General features: G+C 67.6%; 14 protein-coding genes. 9 read left to right on the forward strand and 5 right to left on the reverse strand.

Features of this window, described 5'->3' with window-relative positions:
• Window positions 1-14: 14 nt before the first annotated feature.
• A complete protein-coding gene (locus OEJ37_RS14195) occupies window positions 15-797 on the reverse strand; it encodes a Crp/Fnr family transcriptional regulator (protein ID WP_175941994.1) in 783 nt (260 codons plus the stop codon).
• A 921-nt stretch (window positions 798-1,718) separates the two neighbouring features.
• Between OEJ37_RS14195 and OEJ37_RS14200 the strand changes: the two genes are divergently transcribed.
• The 4 genes from OEJ37_RS14200 (at window position 1,719) to polX (ending at window position 6,621) form a co-directional block, all read left to right on the forward strand.
• Complete coding sequence (locus OEJ37_RS14200) at window positions 1,719-2,501, forward strand: Crp/Fnr family transcriptional regulator (protein ID WP_174417861.1); 783 nt, start codon at window positions 1,719-1,721, stop codon at window positions 2,499-2,501.
• 32 nt (window positions 2,502-2,533) lie between these two features.
• Window positions 2,534-3,919, forward strand: coding sequence for an undecaprenyl-phosphate glucose phosphotransferase (locus tag OEJ37_RS14205; RefSeq protein ID WP_263344600.1), 1,386 nt, complete (start codon window positions 2,534-2,536; stop codon window positions 3,917-3,919).
• A gap of 379 nt (window positions 3,920-4,298) precedes the next feature.
• Window positions 4,299-4,691, forward strand: a complete 393-nt coding sequence (locus tag OEJ37_RS14210) for a TraR/DksA family transcriptional regulator (RefSeq protein ID WP_152857759.1) — start codon at window positions 4,299-4,301, stop codon at window positions 4,689-4,691.
• A gap of 163 nt (window positions 4,692-4,854) precedes the next feature.
• On the forward strand, window positions 4,855-6,621 hold the full coding sequence (gene polX / locus OEJ37_RS14215) for a DNA polymerase/3'-5' exonuclease PolX (protein WP_263344601.1): 1,767 nt from the start codon (window positions 4,855-4,857) through the stop codon (window positions 6,619-6,621).
• Between the two features lie 39 nt (window positions 6,622-6,660).
• On the opposite strand, the gene ald is transcribed toward polX, so the two are convergent.
• The gene (ald, locus tag OEJ37_RS14220; RefSeq protein WP_174417858.1) at window positions 6,661-7,776 is read right to left on the reverse strand and encodes an alanine dehydrogenase; all 1,116 of its coding nucleotides are present in this window, start codon (window positions 7,774-7,776) and stop codon (window positions 6,661-6,663) included.
• Between the two features lie 331 nt (window positions 7,777-8,107).
• On the opposite strand from ald, the gene OEJ37_RS14225 reads away from it, so the two are divergent.
• The gene (locus OEJ37_RS14225) at window positions 8,108-8,524 is read left to right on the forward strand and encodes a DUF3995 domain-containing protein (RefSeq protein ID WP_263344602.1); all 417 of its coding nucleotides are present in this window, start codon (window positions 8,108-8,110) and stop codon (window positions 8,522-8,524) included.
• A 12-nt stretch (window positions 8,525-8,536) separates the two neighbouring features.
• Here OEJ37_RS14225 and OEJ37_RS14230 read toward each other — a convergent pair whose 3' ends face one another.
• Entirely contained in the window at window positions 8,537-9,121 is a 585-nt protein-coding gene (locus tag OEJ37_RS14230; RefSeq protein WP_263344603.1) for an RNA 2'-phosphotransferase, read from the reverse strand.
• Window positions 9,122-9,724: 603 nt separating this feature from the next.
• Here OEJ37_RS14230 and OEJ37_RS14235 point away from each other — a divergent pair.
• From OEJ37_RS14235 to OEJ37_RS14250, 4 genes are all read left to right on the forward strand, one after another.
• Window positions 9,725-10,465, forward strand: coding sequence for a gluconate 2-dehydrogenase subunit 3 family protein (locus OEJ37_RS14235; protein WP_263344604.1), 741 nt, complete (start codon window positions 9,725-9,727; stop codon window positions 10,463-10,465).
• Window positions 10,465-12,243 carry a GMC family oxidoreductase gene (locus OEJ37_RS14240; protein ID WP_263344605.1) on the forward strand — a complete coding sequence of 593 codons (1,779 nt, stop codon included), beginning with the start codon at window positions 10,465-10,467 and terminating at the stop codon, window positions 12,241-12,243. Before OEJ37_RS14235 ends, OEJ37_RS14240 begins: the two co-directional genes overlap by 1 nt.
• Window positions 12,240-13,664 carry a c-type cytochrome gene (locus tag OEJ37_RS14245; protein WP_263344606.1) on the forward strand — a complete coding sequence of 475 codons (1,425 nt, stop codon included), beginning with the start codon at window positions 12,240-12,242 and terminating at the stop codon, window positions 13,662-13,664. Before OEJ37_RS14240 ends, OEJ37_RS14245 begins: the two co-directional genes overlap by 4 nt.
• Before the next feature lie 207 nt (window positions 13,665-13,871).
• Entirely contained in the window at window positions 13,872-15,590 is a 1,719-nt protein-coding gene (locus OEJ37_RS14250; protein WP_263344608.1) for a cation:proton antiporter, read from the forward strand.
• A 69-nt stretch (window positions 15,591-15,659) separates the two neighbouring features.
• Here OEJ37_RS14250 and OEJ37_RS14255 read toward each other — a convergent pair whose 3' ends face one another.
• Both OEJ37_RS14255 and OEJ37_RS14260 read right to left on the reverse strand, forming a co-directional pair.
• Window positions 15,660-16,424: an SDR family oxidoreductase gene (locus OEJ37_RS14255; protein WP_174417851.1), complete on the reverse strand. Its 765-nt coding sequence runs from the start codon at window positions 16,422-16,424 to the stop codon at window positions 15,660-15,662.
• Between the two features lie 19 nt (window positions 16,425-16,443).
• Window positions 16,444-17,439, reverse strand: a complete 996-nt coding sequence (locus tag OEJ37_RS14260; RefSeq protein ID WP_263344610.1) for an arabinose ABC transporter substrate-binding protein — start codon at window positions 17,437-17,439, stop codon at window positions 16,444-16,446.
• Between the last annotated feature and the right edge of the window lie 47 nt (window positions 17,440-17,486).

The raw sequence follows: 17,486 nt of genomic DNA on the forward strand, positions 1-17,486 counted from the left end.
AATCGGCGCGCCAATCACGCACGCGATGCTGCCGGCACGCCCGAGTCGGCCGACAAGATGCGCTTCATCTCGTCGCGCACGATCGCGCGGCAGCCGCACGACATCTTCTCGAGGCCGTCGAGGTCGGCCAGCTCGATCGAGCTCCGGTATTGCCGGATCAGGCCGAGCTTCTGGATTTCGCCCGCGGCATCGGTGACAGTTTCCCGCCGCACGCCGAGCATCTGCGCCAGCATGCTGTGCGTGACCTGGATCTCGATGCTGCGCGTGCGGTCGTACGCCAGCAGGAACCATCTGCATAACTGATGTTTGAGCACGTGATGACGGCTGCAGAACGTGATCTGCGATACCTGCGCCATCAAGAGCCGCACGCAGACGAACACGAGATGGCGGATCACCGGCGATGCGTCGAACGCGGCCGCGAACACGCGCCGGTCGAGCCGGTAGACGAAGCCGTCGCGGCAGGCGACGGCACGGCACGGCATGTGGCCGCTGCCGCCGATCACATCGTCGCAGACCACGCTTTCGCTGCCGATCTCCGCGACTTCCAGCGTCATGCCGCCGGACGACACGTACTGCAGCGAAATCGCGGTCGTGACGGGCAGGTAGACCGCGGCGAGCATTTCGCCGGGTTCACAGAGCACTTGCCCCGATTTCAGGTGGACGAGTTGAAGGTGGGGAACCAGCGTGGCGAGCTCGTCGCGGTCGACGGCCGCGAGAAACCGATTCGCATCGAAGCTGTGGGAAAGCTCGATCATGCCGTTCGCGTGCGCGACGGCGTCGGGGGCCTGGTGGGTCACGGCGCATCCTCGTAGGGTGGCGGTCGCGCGCCGTCGCGGCGATACCCCCGAAAAGGGAATTTCGCACGCTCGTGCGGACTTGTGTTCATCGAAATTCGAATGACGATGCTGCAGAAAGGCTAGCACGCAATTGAATTCAGCCAATTGCATACTGCGTCATTTCACAAAGTTTGACGCTTTTGATTGAATGCAAACGTTATCCGGATTTAATGATTCATTTTCAGGAAATTAATTGTCCGGAAATGGAGTGGCAGACCGGTCAGCCATTCGATGTCGATCCGGAGTCAATCGATCGACACCGCGCATCGTACAGGGAACGCGCCAGAAATACATTGAACATTATTTGACAAATAAATGTACGACTCATGATTGTTTTTAAAAATCAATGGGTTGCGTGAGGTGTGTGCGATACCGCACAGAGCTTGCAGTTAGGGTGTCGATTCAAATTTGAGACAGTTTCAAACGAACGTGTGAAGCGTGGGGAGCGCGGTCGCATGCTGTTCGGAACATCACGGGAAAAATTGAAAATCTGCTGTAAGTATATGAACGACAAGCCTCGCAGCGCCGTTGCGGTGGTCCCGATTCGGTGCATGCGAATTGATCGGTTGAATGCGTGCTGTGTCCGAGGAGCGGAAGAGTGTCCGGAAATGAGACGCTTTTTTCGGTTTTAGGCGGTTTATTCGGTCGATCTAAATCGGATGTGATTCATATATTAAGGACGGACGGGTATTGGCACGTAAATCGCTTATTCGGGCTGGCGTGTCGAAACGGAACGGTCGACTCAATCCGGAGGTGACAAGCCGATGGTCAGTCGGATTCAGGGTTGTGGGCCGCAACCGCCGTGAACGTCCGGGCGCGCATCGCGATAACGAGTTCCGTGCTTGCGGCTGCAGGCGGCGCGGACATAAAAGGGATACAGACATGTTTCATCTTCACTCGAGCTACTCGGCAAATGCCATCCTCGATGCTCTCCCGGAGGACAGCATCCGCACCATCGCACCGCACCTCGAACTGGTCAGGATCAAGGCCGGCATGCTCGACCGGGTCGGCGAGCCGATGCGCCATCTGCATTTCCCGACGACGGCAATGATGTCGGTGCAGCACCTGATGGAGGATGGTGCGATGGTCGAGGTGGCGGTGGTCGGCCGCGAGGGCGTCGTCGGGCTTGGCACGCTGGTCGGTGGTGTCGCGGCGTCGAGCCGGGTCGAGGTGCGCATCGGCGGCATGGCCTATCGCGTGCCCGCCTGCGTGATGCGTGCCGAATTCGAGCGGTCGCCCGAGACCTACCGGCTGCTGCTCAACTACTGCCAGGCGACGATGGCGCAGATCTCGCGCAGCGCGCTGTGCAACCGGCATCACTCGGTCAGCGAGCAGCTCAGCCGCTGGCTGCTGCTGGCGCACGACCGTATCGACGGCGACGAGCTGGCCGTCACGCAGCAGACGATCGCGAACATGCTCGGCGTGCGGCGCGAAGGCGTGACGGAAGCGGCCGGCAACCTGCAGGAAGCCGGGCTGATCCGGCAGCGGCGCGGCCGCATCACGGTGCTCGACCGCCACGGCCTCGAACATCACGCGTGCGAATGCTATGACCTGATTCGCGCGGACTATCGCCGGTTGCTCGGCACGCGCGGGAATGTGCGGCCGACGCCGGTGCGCCCCCGCGTTCCCGAGGTGCGTCTCGGATTCCCGGCACGCGGTGCGTGACGATGCAGTCGAGGTCAGGTGGAACGAATACGATGCGCCGTGCCGCGATCGCGGCGGCCGACGTCGTGCTCGTGCTGGCGGGGGCGCTCGCGGCGCAGGCGGCGTCGGGCCTGGCATGGCGCGAGCTGTCCGATGCGCAGCGCGGTGCGATCGCGCTGCTGTGCGTGCTGACGGTGGCGCTGCTGCCGCGCTACCTGCGCACCGTGCGCGGCGGCGTGGCGCCGCATCGCGGCACCCGCGTGCCGACGCAGACGGTGGTGGCCGTCGTCTGCGCGAGCGTGCTGACGGTGGTCGGCACGATGTGGATCATGAATCGCGGCGGCACGGTCACGACACGCTGGATCGTGCGCACGGTGCTGGCCGGCGATGCGGCGCTGCTGCTCGGTCGCACCGCGCTGCTGGCGCTCGCGCTGACGCGTGACCACCCGCGCGCGCGGCAGCGCCGCGTCGCTGTCGTCGGCGCAACCGCATACGGGCGCGTGGCGATCGAGCGGATGCAGCTCGCGTCGAATGGCCCGTTCGTGGCGGCCTGCGTATTCGACGACGATGCGCCGGCTGGCGCGGGCGGCATCGGCGGCGTGCCGGTGATCGACGACTGGAACGCGTTGCGCGACATGATTCGCGGCGGCGCGATCGACGAGGTGTGGCTCACGCTGCCGATGTCGCACGAGTGGCGGATCCAGCGCATCGTGCGCGAACTGCGCGACGAATTCGTCGAGCTGCGGCTGTTGCCCGACGTGCGGCAGATGGCGGTCGTCGATCGCTCGGCGACCGACGTGCTCGGCATGCCGGCGATCAATCTCGCGACCACGCCGCGCTCCGCGCCGGAGTTGTGGGCGAAGTTCGCGTTCGACCGGCTGTTCGCGTTCGGCGTGCTGATTCCGTTGCTGCCGCTGCTGTCGCTGCTGGCGATCGCGGTCAAGCTGTCGTCGCCGGGGCCCGTGCTGTTCAGGCAGCGCCGCAAGGGCGTCGACGGTCGCGAGTTCGACATCCTGAAGTTCAGGACGATGCGCGTGCATCGCGTACAGCCGGGTGTCCTGCGGCAGGCGTCGCGCAACGATTCGCGCATCACGCGCGTCGGCGCGTTCCTGCGGCGCACGTCGCTCGACGAGCTACCGCAGTTCTTCAACGTGCTGTTCGGGCAGATGTCGGTCGTCGGCCCGCGTCCGCACGCGATCGAGCACGACGACTTCTATCGGCAGCTGATCGACTGCTACATGTATCGCTATCGCGTGCGGCCCGGCATCACCGGATGGGCACAGGTGAACGGCTATCGCGGCGAGACGCGCAAGGTCGAGGCGATGGCCGCGCGCGTGAAGTTCGATCTGTTCTACATGCAGAACTGGAGTTTCTGGTTCGACATGAAGATCATCCTGTTGACGGTCGTGCGCGGCTTCATCGGGCGCAACGCTTTCTGAGGATAGCGAATCGTCCGGAAAGCGGTGGGTTGTTCGGTCCAACATACCGGCCGTGTCGCGGGCGGCGGACACACCGACGGCAAGCGGCATCCCGCGTGTCGAGCGACCCCGCGGCGTTTGCATCAGACGAATCCGGCGATGGCGCGTTTTCGCGTCCGTCCCCAGTTTTCGCACACCTGCGGCGGGCGCCGCGCGTCGCGCTGATTCCGGTCAACACACGCGTGATCAATGGGTTTATCCTGCGTCGAATGCATCCGGCGCTTCGTGCGTCCGGGCGCACATCCGGGCGCGGCGGCGCCGGTCGTGTCTGCCCGCCGCGCACCGGCGCGACACCGCGCGCCACACTTTCCGCGCGGAACCCGGAACAGGAGAGACGGCCATGGCGCTCGACCAACAACAACGGCAGACGCTGCAACAGCGGCTGAAAGAGAGCGAGCAGACGCTGCGTGCGGAGATTCGCACGAGCGAGGACCAGCGCGCGTCGGAATCCTATGCGGACCTTGCCGGCGCGTCGCCGGACGAGGGTGACGAGGCGAACGCGGATCTGTTCGTCGACGTCGATCATGCATTGATCGGCATGAAGCTGACCGAACTGCGTGCGATCGGGCGCGCACAGCTGCGGATGCGCGACGGCAGCTACGGCGAGTGCATCGATTGCGATGCGCCGGTCGGTTATGAGCGCCTGCTCGCGCGCCCGACCGCCGAACGCTGCACGCATTGCCAGTCGGTCTACGAACGACGCTACGCCACGACACCACGCGCATCGCTCTGACGTAGCGGCCGCGCTCGCGCTCCAACTTTCACGCTGCACGCGATGCGCGGCCGGCGTAGGATGACGAACGGGCGCCCGGCGGCGTCGACATGCGGCGCCGGGCGGGCAGACGCCGTCGCGCACGCGCGCGGCGCCATCCACGTGGAAGGGAGCCACGCCGATCATGCCGATCCACAATGCCGAGTGCGCGGCCGTGTTCGCCGAGATCGCGGACATGCTCGAAATCCAGGGCGCCAATCCGTTCCGCGTGCGTGCCTACCGCAACGCCGCACGAACGATCGCCGACTACGGGCGCGACATCCCGACGATGATTGCGAACGGCGACGATCTCGGGAAAATTCCGTCGATCGGGGCCGATCTCGCGGCGAAGCTGCGAGAGATCGCCGCGACCGGCACGTGCGAACTGCAGCAAACGCTGCGCCACGCGCTGCCGGGCGCGATCGTCGAGCTGCTCGACGTGCCGGGGCTCGGCGCGAAACGCGTGAAGGCGCTGCATGACGCGCTGCACGTCGATTCGCTCGAACAGCTTCGCGTCGAAGCAAAGAGCGGGCACGTGCGCGAGTTGCCGGGCTTCGGCGCGAAAACCGAAGCGCATCTGCTCGAAGCGATCGACGATCGCCTGCAGCGCGAACCGCAGCGCTTCCTGCTGCCGGATGCCGAGCAATCGCTGACGCCGTTGCTCGAACGCCTGCGCGCGGTTGCGGGCGTCGGCAAGGCCGTGCCGGCCGGCAGTTTTCGCCGCCGCCGCGAGACGGTCGGCGATCTCGACATTCTCGTTACCGCACGCGATCCGCTCGCGGTCGCCGACGCGTTCGTCGGTTACGACAAGGTGGCGCGCATACTCGCGCACGGCAAGACGAAGTCGAGCGTCGTTCTCGTCAGCGGGTTGCAGGTCGACCTGCGCGTCGTCGACGCCGATGCGTTCGGCGCGGCGCTCGTCTACTTCACCGGATCGAAGGCGCACAACATCGCGCTGCGCAGGATCGCGCAGGCCGGCGGGCTGAAGATCAACGAATACGGCGTGTTTCGCGGCGACGAGCGGATCGCCGGCACCACGGAGGCGTCGGTCTACGATGCAATCGGGCTGCACGTGGTGCCGCCGGAGCTGCGCGAGAATCGCGGCGAGATCGACGCGTCGCGCGCGGGCACGCTGCCGGCGCTGGTCGAGCGCAAGCATATCCACGGCGACCTGCATGCGCATACGAACGCATCGGCCGGCCGCGACAGCCTGCGTGCGATGGCCGACGCGGCGCGTGCACGCGGGCTCGCGTACCTGGCCGTCACCGACCGCGCACCGCCTGCCGGCGGCGGCCGCAACGGCGTCGAATGGCTCGCGCGGCAGCTCGACGAGATCGAGCGCGTCAATGCGTCGTTCGACGATTTCGTGCTGCTCAAGGGCGTGGAAGCCGGCATTCTTGAGGACGGCAGTCTCGACGTGCCCGACGCGATGCTCGGCCGGCTCGATCTCGTCGTCGGCGCGGTACGCGACGGCTTCGACCTGTCGCGTGACGCGCAGACCGACCGCGTGCTGCGCGCGATGGACCACCCGCATTTCACGATTCTCGCGCACCCGACCGGCCGCATGCTCGGCGAGCGCGACGCATGCGAGCTCGACGTGCCGCGCGTGATCGCACAGGCCGCGGCGCGCGGCTGCTTCGTCGAACTCGATGCGCAGCCGCGGCGGCTCGACCTGCCGGACATCTGGTGCCGCGAGGCCGCGAAGGCCGGCGTGCCGGTCGCGATCGGCTCGGATGCGTGCAGCGCGGACGAACTCGACAACCTCGCGTACGGCGTTGATCAGGCGCGACGCGGCTGGCTCTCGCGGCCGGACGTGCTCAACACGCGCACGCTCGCGCAACTGCGGCCGCTGCTCGCGCGCACGATGGGTGAGGGCGGCGGGTCGAAGCGGAGCCGGTCGAAGGGCGCGTGAAGACGGCTGGCAACGCGCGCTGCCAGCCGTGCGTTCATGTCATGCCAGCACGCCGGCGGCCGGCACATAAGGCAGGCCGAGCGCCAGCGCGACTGCTTCGTACGTGATGTGTCCGTTGCAGACGTTCAGGCCCGCGCGCAGGTGCGGATCGTCGGCCATCGCCTGCTTCCAGCCCTTGTCGGCGAGCGCGAGCGCATGCCCGAGCGTCGCGTTGTTCAGCGCGAAGGTCGACGTGCGCGCGACCGCGCCGGGCATGTTCGCGACGCAGTAGTGCACGACGCCGTCGACGACGAAGGTCGGGTCCGCGTGCGTTGTCGCATGCGAGGTCTCGAAGCATCCGCCCTGGTCGATCGCGACGTCGACGACGACGGCGCCCGTGCGCATCGTCGCGATCATGTCGCGCGTGACGAGCCGCGGCGCCGATGCGCCGGGCACGAGCACCGCGCCGATCACGACGTCGGCATCGCGCACGGCTTCGTCGATCGTATGCGCATTCGAGCAGACGGTGGTGATCCGGTTGGCGAAGATCAGGTCGAGCTGGCGCAACCGGTTCACGTTGTTGTCGAGCACGGTGACGCGCGCGCCGAGGCCGACCGCCATCTGCAGCGCGCCGGTACCCACCACGCCCGCGCCGAGCACGACCACATGCGCGGCCGGCACGCCGGGCACGCCGGCCATCAGCAGGCCGCGGCCGCCGCGCGGGCTTTCGAGGTGGGTCGCCGCGACCTGGATCGACATGCGTCCCGCCACCTCGCTCATCGGCGCGAGCAGCGGCAGGCCGCCGCCGGGCCCGGTCACGGTTTCGTAGGCGATGCAGACGGCGCCGGACTTCACGAGCGCGGCCGCCTGTTCGGGATCGGGCGCGAGATGCAGGTATGTATAGAGAATCTGGCCGCGCCGCAGCATCGCGCATTCGGCCGGCTGCGGCTCCTTGACCTTGATGATCATGTCGGCGCGCGCGAAGATTTCGTCGGCGCTGTCGCCAAGCGACGCGCCCGCGGCCGTGTAGTCGTTGTCGAGCAGGCCGATCGCCGTGCCCGCGCCGCGTTGCACGAGCACGGTATGGCCGTGCCGCGTGAGTTCGCGCGCGCCGGCCGGCGTGAGGCCGACGCGGTATTCGTGGTTCTTGATCTCCTTCGGCACACCGATCAGCATGAGTCGCCTCCATGGCCTTCGTTATCGTTGTCGTGCATGTGCGCCGCGCGGCGAACGATGCGCGCGCGGCCGGTTGCGCAGGGGCATGCCGACCGCGGTACTGGAATACCAGCGTACTAGCGCACGAGGGGAAGTCAAGCGGGCGGCCGGCACGACGATGCCTGCGCACTGCACCGCAGCACGCGCTGCCGCGGGTTGCGACCGGACGCCGCAATGCACGCGATGCCGGGTTTCGGTATCGTCTTGCGTGTCGCGGGCCGGGGCCTCGTGCCGGAACCCTGCCGGCAAAACAACGAGACATCGACACAACGAGACGAGGACATTTACCGACATGACCGGCGCGTATTTCAGCGTGCCGACGCTTTGCGCGCTCGCGCTCGTTCACGTCTACTGGGCGTTTGGCGGGCGGCTCGGCAAGCGTGCGGCCATTCCGGAACAGGACGCCGTGCCGCTGCTGCGGCCGACCGCCGTCGGCACGCTTGCCGTCGCGGTGGCGCTGCTGGCCGGCGCATGCGTGGTCGCCGCGCGGGCGGGCTGGCTGGGGCGGAACGCGTATCCCGGCACGATCGCGTTCGCGGTCGTTGCGCTCGCATTGATCTTCGCGGTGCGGGCCGTCGGCGATTTCCGCTATGTCGGTTTCTTCAAGCGGATTCGCGGGTCGCGTTTCGCGCGGATGGACACGCGGTATTACTCGCCGCTTTGCGCGGCGCTCGCGCTGTCCCTCGCGTCGATGTTCTGGCCGTGGTGAACGGCGCGCGGCTCAGCGCGCCGGCGTGTCGATCTGTGTGAGGTATTCGGCCGGCACGGCATCGGTCAGCCATACGCCGTTCTCGGCGACGAAGAACGTGTGGCCCTGCCGGTGCATGCGCTGCGCATCGACTTCGAGAATCATGGGCTCGCCGTAGCGCGTGCCGACGGCCAATGCAGTCCGGATGTCCGGCGACAGATGTACGTGATGACGGGCGCCGGGTTTCAGCCCTTGCGCCCGAATCGAATCCAGGAAGCGTGTCGCGGTGCCGTGATAGAGGCGCTCGGGTGGTTGCGCGGGCGGATACCGGCGTTGCACGACGGATGTCGAATGGCCTTGTACCGCGCGGATGCGTTGGCCATCGTCGGAGAGGGCGAAGCGCTGCTTGTCGCTGGTCGCGCAGACGGTTTCGATCGTCGTGCGATCGAGCCGGCGCCCGTGACGGGCGGCGCAGGCGATCAGTTCGCGGATGTCGGCCCAGCCTTCCGGGTCGAGTTGCAGGCCGATGACGTGCGGCTCGTGGCGCAGCAGGTAGCTCAGGTATTTGCTGATGCTGATCGCATCGGGCGCCAGCGGTTTGTTCTTCTGTGTATTCATGAGACGCGGAGGCTACCAGAGCGCCGCGCAGACCGGCATCGTCGCGTTGCCCGCCGTGGCCGGAAAGAGACATCCATCGACCGCGCCCGACGCGGAACAATCGTCTGCCACGCTGTGTGGATCAGCCGGCGATCCCGCCATCCTTGCACGTTCCCACTTCCAGATTTTTCAATTGTTGCAGTTTTCGACGCATTGAATTGCATTGGTTCTCCTAGTAATGGAACCGGTTCCATATATAATTCGCGGCACGCGTCGCCGGACCCGAAAGAGGGGCGTGCACGCCGCGCTTGCCGCCGGCAAACGCGGCGTCTAAGTTGAATCAGGGTCATGGCGATGGCGGGCAGGTCCGGGCCGACAGGCCGGTATTTGTCCGACGATCAGGTCCGCGAAGAGGCCGACCCGCGCAGCGCCGCCGGAACCGGCACGCACGCGGTTGCATGACGGCGCCGCCGCACATCGCGCGGCCGGTGTCCGCATCGAGGTTGTTCGCAACACACGAATGAACAGGACGGCCAGCCGCATGCGGCATGGCTGCCGTGCCGGACTCGCCGCATGCGGAATGCGCGCGTCCGGACCCCGATCCCCAACGATCAACATCCGACCATGTCCACGCCAGCTGACAAACCCAACTCGCGCCGCCGTTTCCTGCGCACGTCGGTCGCGCTCGTGCCGATCGCGTCGGTCGCCGGCTGCGACCTGCGCTCGTCGTCGCCATCCGCGACGACGGCGGGCAACGTGCCCGCCGCTTCCGCCAGCGCCGAACGCGCCCCGTACAAGCCGACCTTCTTCGATGCGAAGGAGTGGGCGTTCGTCCAGGCCGCCGTCGACCGGCTGATTCCGGCCGATGCCGAAGGCCCCGGCGCGCTCGAATCGGGCGTGCCCGAATTCATCGACCGCCAGATGGAGACGCCGTACGCGCACGGCGCGACGTGGTACATGCAGGGGCCGTTCCAGCAGGGCGTGCCCGAGCTCGGCTACCAGTTGAAGCTCGTGCCGCGCGACATCTACCGGCTCGGCATCGCGGCCGTCAACCGCTATTGCGAAAAGGCCCATGGCAACGCGTTCGCGGATCTCGACGCGACTACGCGCGACACCGTGCTCGGCGCGCTGGAGAAGGGCGGCGCGCAGATCGACGACGTGCCGCCCGGCGTGTTCTTCGGCCAGTTGCTGCAGAACACGCGCGAAGGCTACTTCTGCGATCCGGTACATGGCGGCAATCACGACATGGCCGCGTGGAAGATGATCGGTTTTCCGGGCGCGCGCGCCGACTTCATGGATTTCGTCAACCAGAACGGCAAGCCTTACCCGTACGGCCCCGTCTCGATCAACGGGGAGCGCAGCTGATGGCCGCAGAGAAAAAACCGCATGTCGATGCGGTGATCGTCGGCTTCGGCTGGACCGGCGCGATTCTCGCGAAGGAACTGACCGAAGCGGGCTTGAAGGTCGTCGCGCTTGAGCGCGGCGAGTATCGCGACACCTATCCGGACGGCGCGTATCCGAACACGATCGACGAGCTGACCTACAACATTCGCAAGAAGCTGTTCCTCGACCTGTCGAAGACGACCGTATCGATCCGCCATGGCGTGCAGGACACCGCGCTGCCGTACCGGCAGCTCGCCGCGTTCCTGCCGGGCGAGGGCGTCGGCGGCGCGGGGCTGCACTGGTCGGGCGTGCACTTCCGGATCACGCCGGAAGAGCTGCGCCTGCGCAGCCACTATGAAGAGCGCTACGGCAAGAAGTTCATCCCCGCCGGGATGACGATCCAGGACACGGGCGTCAGCTACGACGAGCTCGAGCCGCATTTCGATTTTGCCGAGAAGGTGTTCGGCACGTCGGGGCAGGCGTACAAGGTCGGTGGCAAGGTGGTCGGCGACGGCAACGTGTTCGAAGCGAACCGCAGCAGCAACTTCCCGCTGCCCGCGCAGCTCAATACCTATTCGGCGCAGCGCTTCTTCGACGCGGCTCAGTCGCTCGGCCTGCATCCGTACCGGCTGCCGTCGGCGAACACGTCGGGCCCGTACACGAACCCGTACGGCGTGCAGATGGGCCCGTGCAACTTCTGCGGCTACTGCAGCGGCTACGCGTGCTACATGTACTCGAAGGCGTCGCCGAACCTGAACATCCTGCCCGCGCTGAAGCAGGCGCCGAACTTCGAGCTGCGCTCGAAGTGCCACGTGCTGCGCGTCGACCTCGACGACACGAGGAAACGCGCGACGGGCGTCACCTACGTCGACCCGGCCGGGCGCGAAGTGCACCAGCCGGCCGATCTCGTGATCGTGGCCGCGTTCCAGTATCACAACGTGCACCTGCTGCTGCTGTCGGGCATCGGCAAGCCGTACGACCCGATCTCCGGCGAAGGCGTCGTGGGCCGCAATTTCGCGTACCAGAACCTGTCGACGATCAAGGCGTTCTTCGACAAGGACACCTACACGAACCCGTTCATCGGCGCGGGCGGCAACGGCGTCGCGGTGGACGATTTCAACGCGGACAACTTCGACCACGGCCCGCTCGGCTTCGTCGGCGGCTCGCCGCTGTGGGTGAACCAGGCCGGCGCGAAACCGATCAGCGGCATCGCGACGCCGCCCGGCACGCCGCAGTGGGGCTCGGCGTGGAAGAAATCCGTGAAGGATTACTACGCGCACACGATCTCGATGGACGCGCATGGCACGAACATGTCGTACCGCGACGTGTATCTCGACCTCGATCCGACCTATCGCGATTCGTACGGCCAGCCGCTCTTGCGGATGACCTTCGACTGGAAGGACAACGACATCAGGATGGCGCAGTACGTGACCGGGCAGATGAAGAAGATCGCGGAGGCGATGGGGCCGAAGGCGATCGGCGTATCGACGCGCGAGTTCGGCAAGCACTTCGATTCGCGCGCGTACCAGACGACCCACCTCGTCGGCGGCGCGATCATGGGCACCGACCCGAAGACGAGCGTGCTGAACCGCTACCTGCAGTGCTGGGACGTGCACAACGTGTTCGTGATGGGCGCGTCGGCGCTGCCGCAGGGCATCGGCTACAACCCGACCGGGATCATCGCGGCGCTGGCCTACTGGTCGGCACGCGCGATCCGCGAGCAATACCTGAAGAATCCCGCCCCGCTGGTGACCGTATGAAGAGGACGATGAACCACAACGCCGCGCGCCGCCTTTCCCCGGTGCGGCGCGCGCTGGCGGCCGGCGCGGCCTGGGCCGCGTTCGGCCTCGCGGGCACCGCGGCTTTCGCGCAACCGGCGGCGGCGCCCGCGGCGGCTTCCGGCCCGGCGGCCATGCCCGTGGCCCGATCCGCCGACGCGAACCTCGTCAAGCGCGGCGAATACCTGGCCCGCGCGGGCGACTGCATCGCATGCCACACCGCGAGCGGCGGCAAGCCGTTCGCGGGCGGGCTGAAGTTCGACACGCCGATCGGCGCAATCTATTCGACCAACATCACGCCGGACCCGAAAACGGGCCTGGGCGGCTGGACGTTCGACGACTTCACCCACGCGGTGCGCGAGGGCGTGCGCAAGAATGGCGACACGATGTATCCGGCCATGCCGTTCCCGTCGTATGCGCGCCTCACCGACGACGACATGAAGGCGCTGTACGCGTATTTCATGCACGGCGTCGCGCCCGTCGAGCACGAGAACCGCGCGGTCGACATCGTGTGGCCGCTGTCGATGCGCTGGCCGCTCGGGATCTGGCGCAAGATGTTCGCGCCGTCGCCGAAGCCGTTCGACGCGGCGCCGTACACCGACCCGGTGGCCGCGCGCGGCGCGTATCTCGTGCAAGGTCTCGGCCACTGCGGCGCGTGTCACACGCCGCGCGCGCCGACGATGCAGGAACGCGGGCTGACCGACGCGGACGGCCCGGACTTCCTGGCCGGCGGCGCGGCGATCGACGGCTGGGTGCCGACGAGCCTGCGCGGCGAGCCGCGCACGGGGCTCGGCACGTGGACGGAAACCGAGATCGTGCAGTTCCTGAAGACCGGGCGCACGCTGCGTACGGCCGCGTTCGGCGGGATGACGGACGTGGTCGGCCACAGCATGCAGCACATGACAGACGACGACCTGAATGCGATCGCGCGCTATCTGAAGACGCTGCCGCCGCGCGTGCAGGGCGAGCAGCCGCACGTGTACGACGCGGCCGCCGCGCAGGCCTTGCAGACCGGCGACGCGAGCAAGCCGGGCGCGGCCGTCTATCGCGACAACTGCATGGCGTGCCACCGCAGCGACGGTCATGGCTACACGCGCGTGTTCCCGGCGCTTGCCGGCAACCCGGTCGTGCAGGGCGGCGATCCGACGTCGCTGATCCATGTCGTGCTGGAGGGCAGTGCGCTGCAGGGCACGCGCACCGCGCCGTCGACCTTCACGATGCCGCCGTTCGGCTGGCGCCTGTCGGACCGGGAAGTCGCGGACGTGTCGAACTTCGTGCGCACGAGCTGGGGCAACACGGGTGCGCCGGTGACGGCCGCGCAGGTCGCGAAGGTGCGCAAGAGCGTGCCGTCGACCCGCCCCGAAGCGCCGCCGGGCGCGCGGTTCCCGCAAGCGTCGCGCTAACGGGGCGGCGGGGCGCCGGCCCTGCCTGTCCGAGCCGCTTCAAGGCGCCGCCGAGCCCGCGCGGCGCCTGCCGTTTCGCCGGGGTTGCACCCCGCCAAGGCGCGCCACCGCGTGAAATTTTCGCCGCGGCGCGCCATTGTTCCGCCTCATCCCTTATCCTTTCATTCTTGAACCTTACTAAATAGTTACAAGAACTTGGGAGGGGGGATGCCTCATGACGTCAGCCTGATTGCGTTGCTCGCGGCCGGTTTCGGTCTCGCGATGATTTTCGGTTACCTCGCGTCGCTGCTGAAAATGCCGCCGCTCGTCGGCTATCTGCTCGCCGGGATCGTGATCGGCCCCGGCACGCCCGGTTTCGTCGGCGACCTGTCGCTCGCGCAGCAGCTCGCCGAAGTCGGCGTGATGCTGCTGATGTTCGGCGTCGGCCTGCATTTCTCGCTCGGCGACCTGCTCGCGGTGCGCAAGATCGCGCTGCCGGGGGCCGTCGTCCAGATCACCGTCGCGACGCTGCTCGGCGGCGGGCTCGCACTCACGTGGGGCTGGAGCCTCGGTGCGGCGCTCGTGTTCGGGCTCGCGCTGTCGGTCGCGAGTACCGTCGTGCTGCTGCGCGCGCTCGAAGGGCGCGGGCTCGTCGAGACGGTCAACGGGCGCATCGCGGTCGGCTGGCTCGTCGTCGAGGATCTCGTGATGGTGCTGGTGCTCGTGCTGCTGCCGCCCGTCGCGGGGCTGCTTGGCGGCACGCCGCCCGGCGACACGCAGGCGGCCGGCGGCAGCGTGTGGGGCACGCTCGGCGTCACGATGCTGAAGGTCGCGGCGTTCATCGCGCTGATGCTCGTGGTCGGCAAGCGCGTATTCCCGCGCATCTTGTGGCTGGTCGCGCGCACGGGCTCGCGCGAGCTGTTCACGCTGTGCATGATCGCGGCCGCGGTCGGCATCGCGTTCGGCGCGGCGAAGCTGTTCGACGTGTCGTTCGCGCTCGGCGCGTTCTTCGCCGGGATGATGATGCGCGAGTCGGAATTCAGCCGCCGCGCGGCCGACGAGACGCTGCCGCTGCGCGACGCGTTCTCGGTGCTGTTCTTCATTTCGGTCGGGATGCTGTTCGACCCGAAGGTGCTGATCGAGGAGCCGCTGCACGTGATCGAGGTCGCGGCGATCGTGCTGGTCGGCAAGACGCTCGCGGCGGTCGCGCTCGTGATCGCGTTCCGCTATCCGCTGAACACCGCGCTCACGGTGGGCGCGGGCCTCGCGCAGATCGGCGAGTTCTCGTTCATCCTCGCGGGGCTCGGCCGTGCGCTCGGACTGCTGTCGGCCGAGGGGCAGAGCCTGATTCTCGCGGTCGCGCTGATCTCGATTGCGATGAACACGCTGCTGTTCGCGATGATCGATCCGGCGCTCGCATGGATCCGCAAGCATTCGGCGTTCGCGCGCAAGCTCGAGGCGCGCGACGATCCGCTCGCCGCGCTGCCGATGTCGACGCCGCAGACGCACCTGACCGGGCAGGTCGTGATCGTCGGCTACGGCAAGGTCGGCACGCGGATCGCGCATGCGCTGGACGAGCGCGGGATCGCGTATGTCGTCGTCGAGCAGAATCGCGAACTCGTCGAGAAGCTGCGTGCGGACGGCATTGCGGCCGTGTCCGGCGACGCGATCGAGCCGATCGTGCTCGTGCAGGCGCATATCGCGCGCGCCGGGATGCTGGTCGTCACGCTGCCCGACGTGTTCGACGTGCGGCAGATCGTCGAGATCTCGCGCACGCTCAACCCGACGCTCGAGGTCGTGCTGTGCACGAACAGCGGCGACGAGGCCGCGCTGCTGTCGAGCGAAGGCATCGGCACCGTGTTCATGGGCGAGACCGAGCTCGCTCGCGGGATGACCGAGCACGTGCTCGGCAGGATGGTGAAGCCGGTCGCAGCGGCGGCACATTGACGGCGCGCGGCATCGCGCCGCGTACCGGGCAGGGTGCGGCGGCCCGGGCGGCCGCCGGCCTCGCGTTCTTCAGTAGAACGTCTCGAGCGTCAGTTCCTGCGCCATCACGCGGTTGCCGGCCAGCAGGCCGCCATCGACCGGCAACGCGACGCCGGTGATGATCCGCGCGGCCGGCGAGCACAGGAACAGCGCGGCCTGTGCGACGTCGTCGGGCGTCGCGAAATCGTCGAGCGGATACCACTTCCTCAATTGCTCGAACACCTGCGGGTTGCGTTGCACGCGCGCTTCCCATGCGGGTGTCTTCACCGTGCCAGGCAGCACGATGTTCGCGCGCACGCCATCGCGGCCGTATTCGATCGCGAGCGATTTCGTGTAGCTGATCAGGCCGGCTTTCGCCGCGCTGTACACCGGGTGCCCGAGCGCGTGCACGCCGTTCACCGAACCGACGATCGCGATCACGCCACGCCCGCGTGCACGCATGCCGGGCAGCACGGCTTCGACGCTCACGTAGGTGGCCGTCAGGTTCGCATCGAGATCGGTGCGCCAGCTGGCTGGCGTCGTGTCGCGCAACGTGGTCGATGCGGCCGTGCCCGCGTTCGCGACGAGCACGTCGACTTGCGGATGCGATTCGAGCACCGAGCGCAGCCGCTCCGCGTCGGTCAGGTCGTCGACGACCGGTGCCGCGCGTGCGTCGGCGAGCGTATCGATGAAGCGGTCGAGCGCCGCGCGGTCGCGATCGAGCGCGAGCACGCGGTCGCCGGCCGCGAGGAAGGTACGGCACAGCGCCTGGCCGATGCCGCCGGCCGCGCCCGTCACGAGGGTGGTGCGTGTCATGTCGGCTCCTTGCGCATGCTCACAGGCCGAGCGCGGCGCGCGCCTGCTTCTCGTTGTCGCGCGTGATCAGCGTGCCGGACGTCAGCACGAGCGGCGGCGGCGCCTGATTTTTCGTGATCCAGTCGACCATGTTGATGCTCGTCTGGTAGCCGTGCTGGCGCGGATTCAGCAGGATCGATCCGTAGAAACCCGTCGGCTTCGGCTTCGCGAACTCGTTGAGCGCAATCTGGCTGCCGTTGATGCCGACCGCGACCATCGCGTCCGCGCCGATGCCGCGGCCCTCGGCGGCGCGCACCGCGCCGACCGTCGTGTCGTCGTTCGAGCCGAACGCGACCCAGCGCTTGAAGTTCGCATGCTTGGTGAGCGCGATGTTCGCCGCATTGAACGCGCCTTCGGTATCGGTCGTCATCTCGGGCGCGTCGATCACGTTCGCGGCCGGGAAGCCGGCTGCCTTGAGCGCGTCGACGGCGCCGGTCGTGCGCTCGCGCGCGGTCGGCAACTGGTCGTACGCGAGCCGGATGATGCCGACCTCGGCCGGATTCCAGCCGCGCCGCTTCGTCTCGTCCGCGATGGCCTGGCCGACCTGCTGGCCGATCTTGTACGCGGAGATGCCCATGTGCGGCACGCCCTGGAGCGGTGCGCCGTGGCCGTCGACGAGCTGGTCGTCCACCGACATAAGCTTGATCCCCGCGCGCTTCGCCTTCGCGGCGATGCCGGGGCCCAGCTTCACGTCGGGCGCGCAGATGATCACGCCCTGCGCCTTCTGCGCGGCGAGACTGTCGAGCGCGGTCGACACCTTTTCGCCGCTCGGCGTCGCGATCTTGATCAGCGTGAAGTGCCTTTCCTTCGCCGCCTGGTCGGCGAAGCGCCATTCGTCCTGGAACCACGGATCGTCCGGCTGTTTGACGAGGAAGCCTATCTTCACATCGGTGGCATCGGCAGCCCGGGCCGGGGCGCCGCCCAGCAGCGTGACGCTCGCGGTGGCCAGCACGAGCGTTTTCCAGTGGAATCGCATGCGTCTCTCTCCGTTGTCGTAATCGGGCGCACGGGCAAGGCCGCCCG

Source organism: Burkholderia sp. BKH01, assembly GCF_025685725.1.
Classification (GTDB): Bacteria; Pseudomonadota; Gammaproteobacteria; order Burkholderiales; family Burkholderiaceae; genus Burkholderia; species Burkholderia pyrrocinia_C.

Coding starts and splice junctions, on each gene's coding strand:
- OEJ37_RS14225 (WP_263344602.1), top strand. CDS start 8,108: ATGACCGGCGCGTATTTCAGCGTGCCGACGCTTTGCGCGCTCGCGCTC.
- OEJ37_RS14230 (WP_263344603.1), bottom strand. CDS start 9,121: ATGAATACACAGAAGAACAAACCGCTGGCGCCCGATGCGATCAGCATC.
- OEJ37_RS14240 (WP_263344605.1), top strand. CDS start 10,465: ATGGCCGCAGAGAAAAAACCGCATGTCGATGCGGTGATCGTCGGCTTC.
- OEJ37_RS14205 (WP_263344600.1), top strand. CDS start 2,534: ATGCGCCGTGCCGCGATCGCGGCGGCCGACGTCGTGCTCGTGCTGGCG.
- OEJ37_RS14210 (WP_152857759.1), top strand. CDS start 4,299: ATGGCGCTCGACCAACAACAACGGCAGACGCTGCAACAGCGGCTGAAA.
- OEJ37_RS14235 (WP_263344604.1), top strand. CDS start 9,725: ATGTCCACGCCAGCTGACAAACCCAACTCGCGCCGCCGTTTCCTGCGC.
- OEJ37_RS14260 (WP_263344610.1), bottom strand. CDS start 17,439: ATGCGATTCCACTGGAAAACGCTCGTGCTGGCCACCGCGAGCGTCACG.
- OEJ37_RS14255 (WP_174417851.1), bottom strand. CDS start 16,424: ATGACACGCACCACCCTCGTGACGGGCGCGGCCGGCGGCATCGGCCAG.
- OEJ37_RS14250 (WP_263344608.1), top strand. CDS start 13,872: ATGCCTCATGACGTCAGCCTGATTGCGTTGCTCGCGGCCGGTTTCGGT.
- OEJ37_RS14245 (WP_263344606.1), top strand. CDS start 12,240: ATGAAGAGGACGATGAACCACAACGCCGCGCGCCGCCTTTCCCCGGTG.
- ald (WP_174417858.1), bottom strand. CDS start 7,776: ATGCTGATCGGTGTGCCGAAGGAGATCAAGAACCACGAATACCGCGTC.
- OEJ37_RS14200 (WP_174417861.1), top strand. CDS start 1,719: ATGTTTCATCTTCACTCGAGCTACTCGGCAAATGCCATCCTCGATGCT.
- polX (WP_263344601.1), top strand. CDS start 4,855: ATGCCGATCCACAATGCCGAGTGCGCGGCCGTGTTCGCCGAGATCGCG.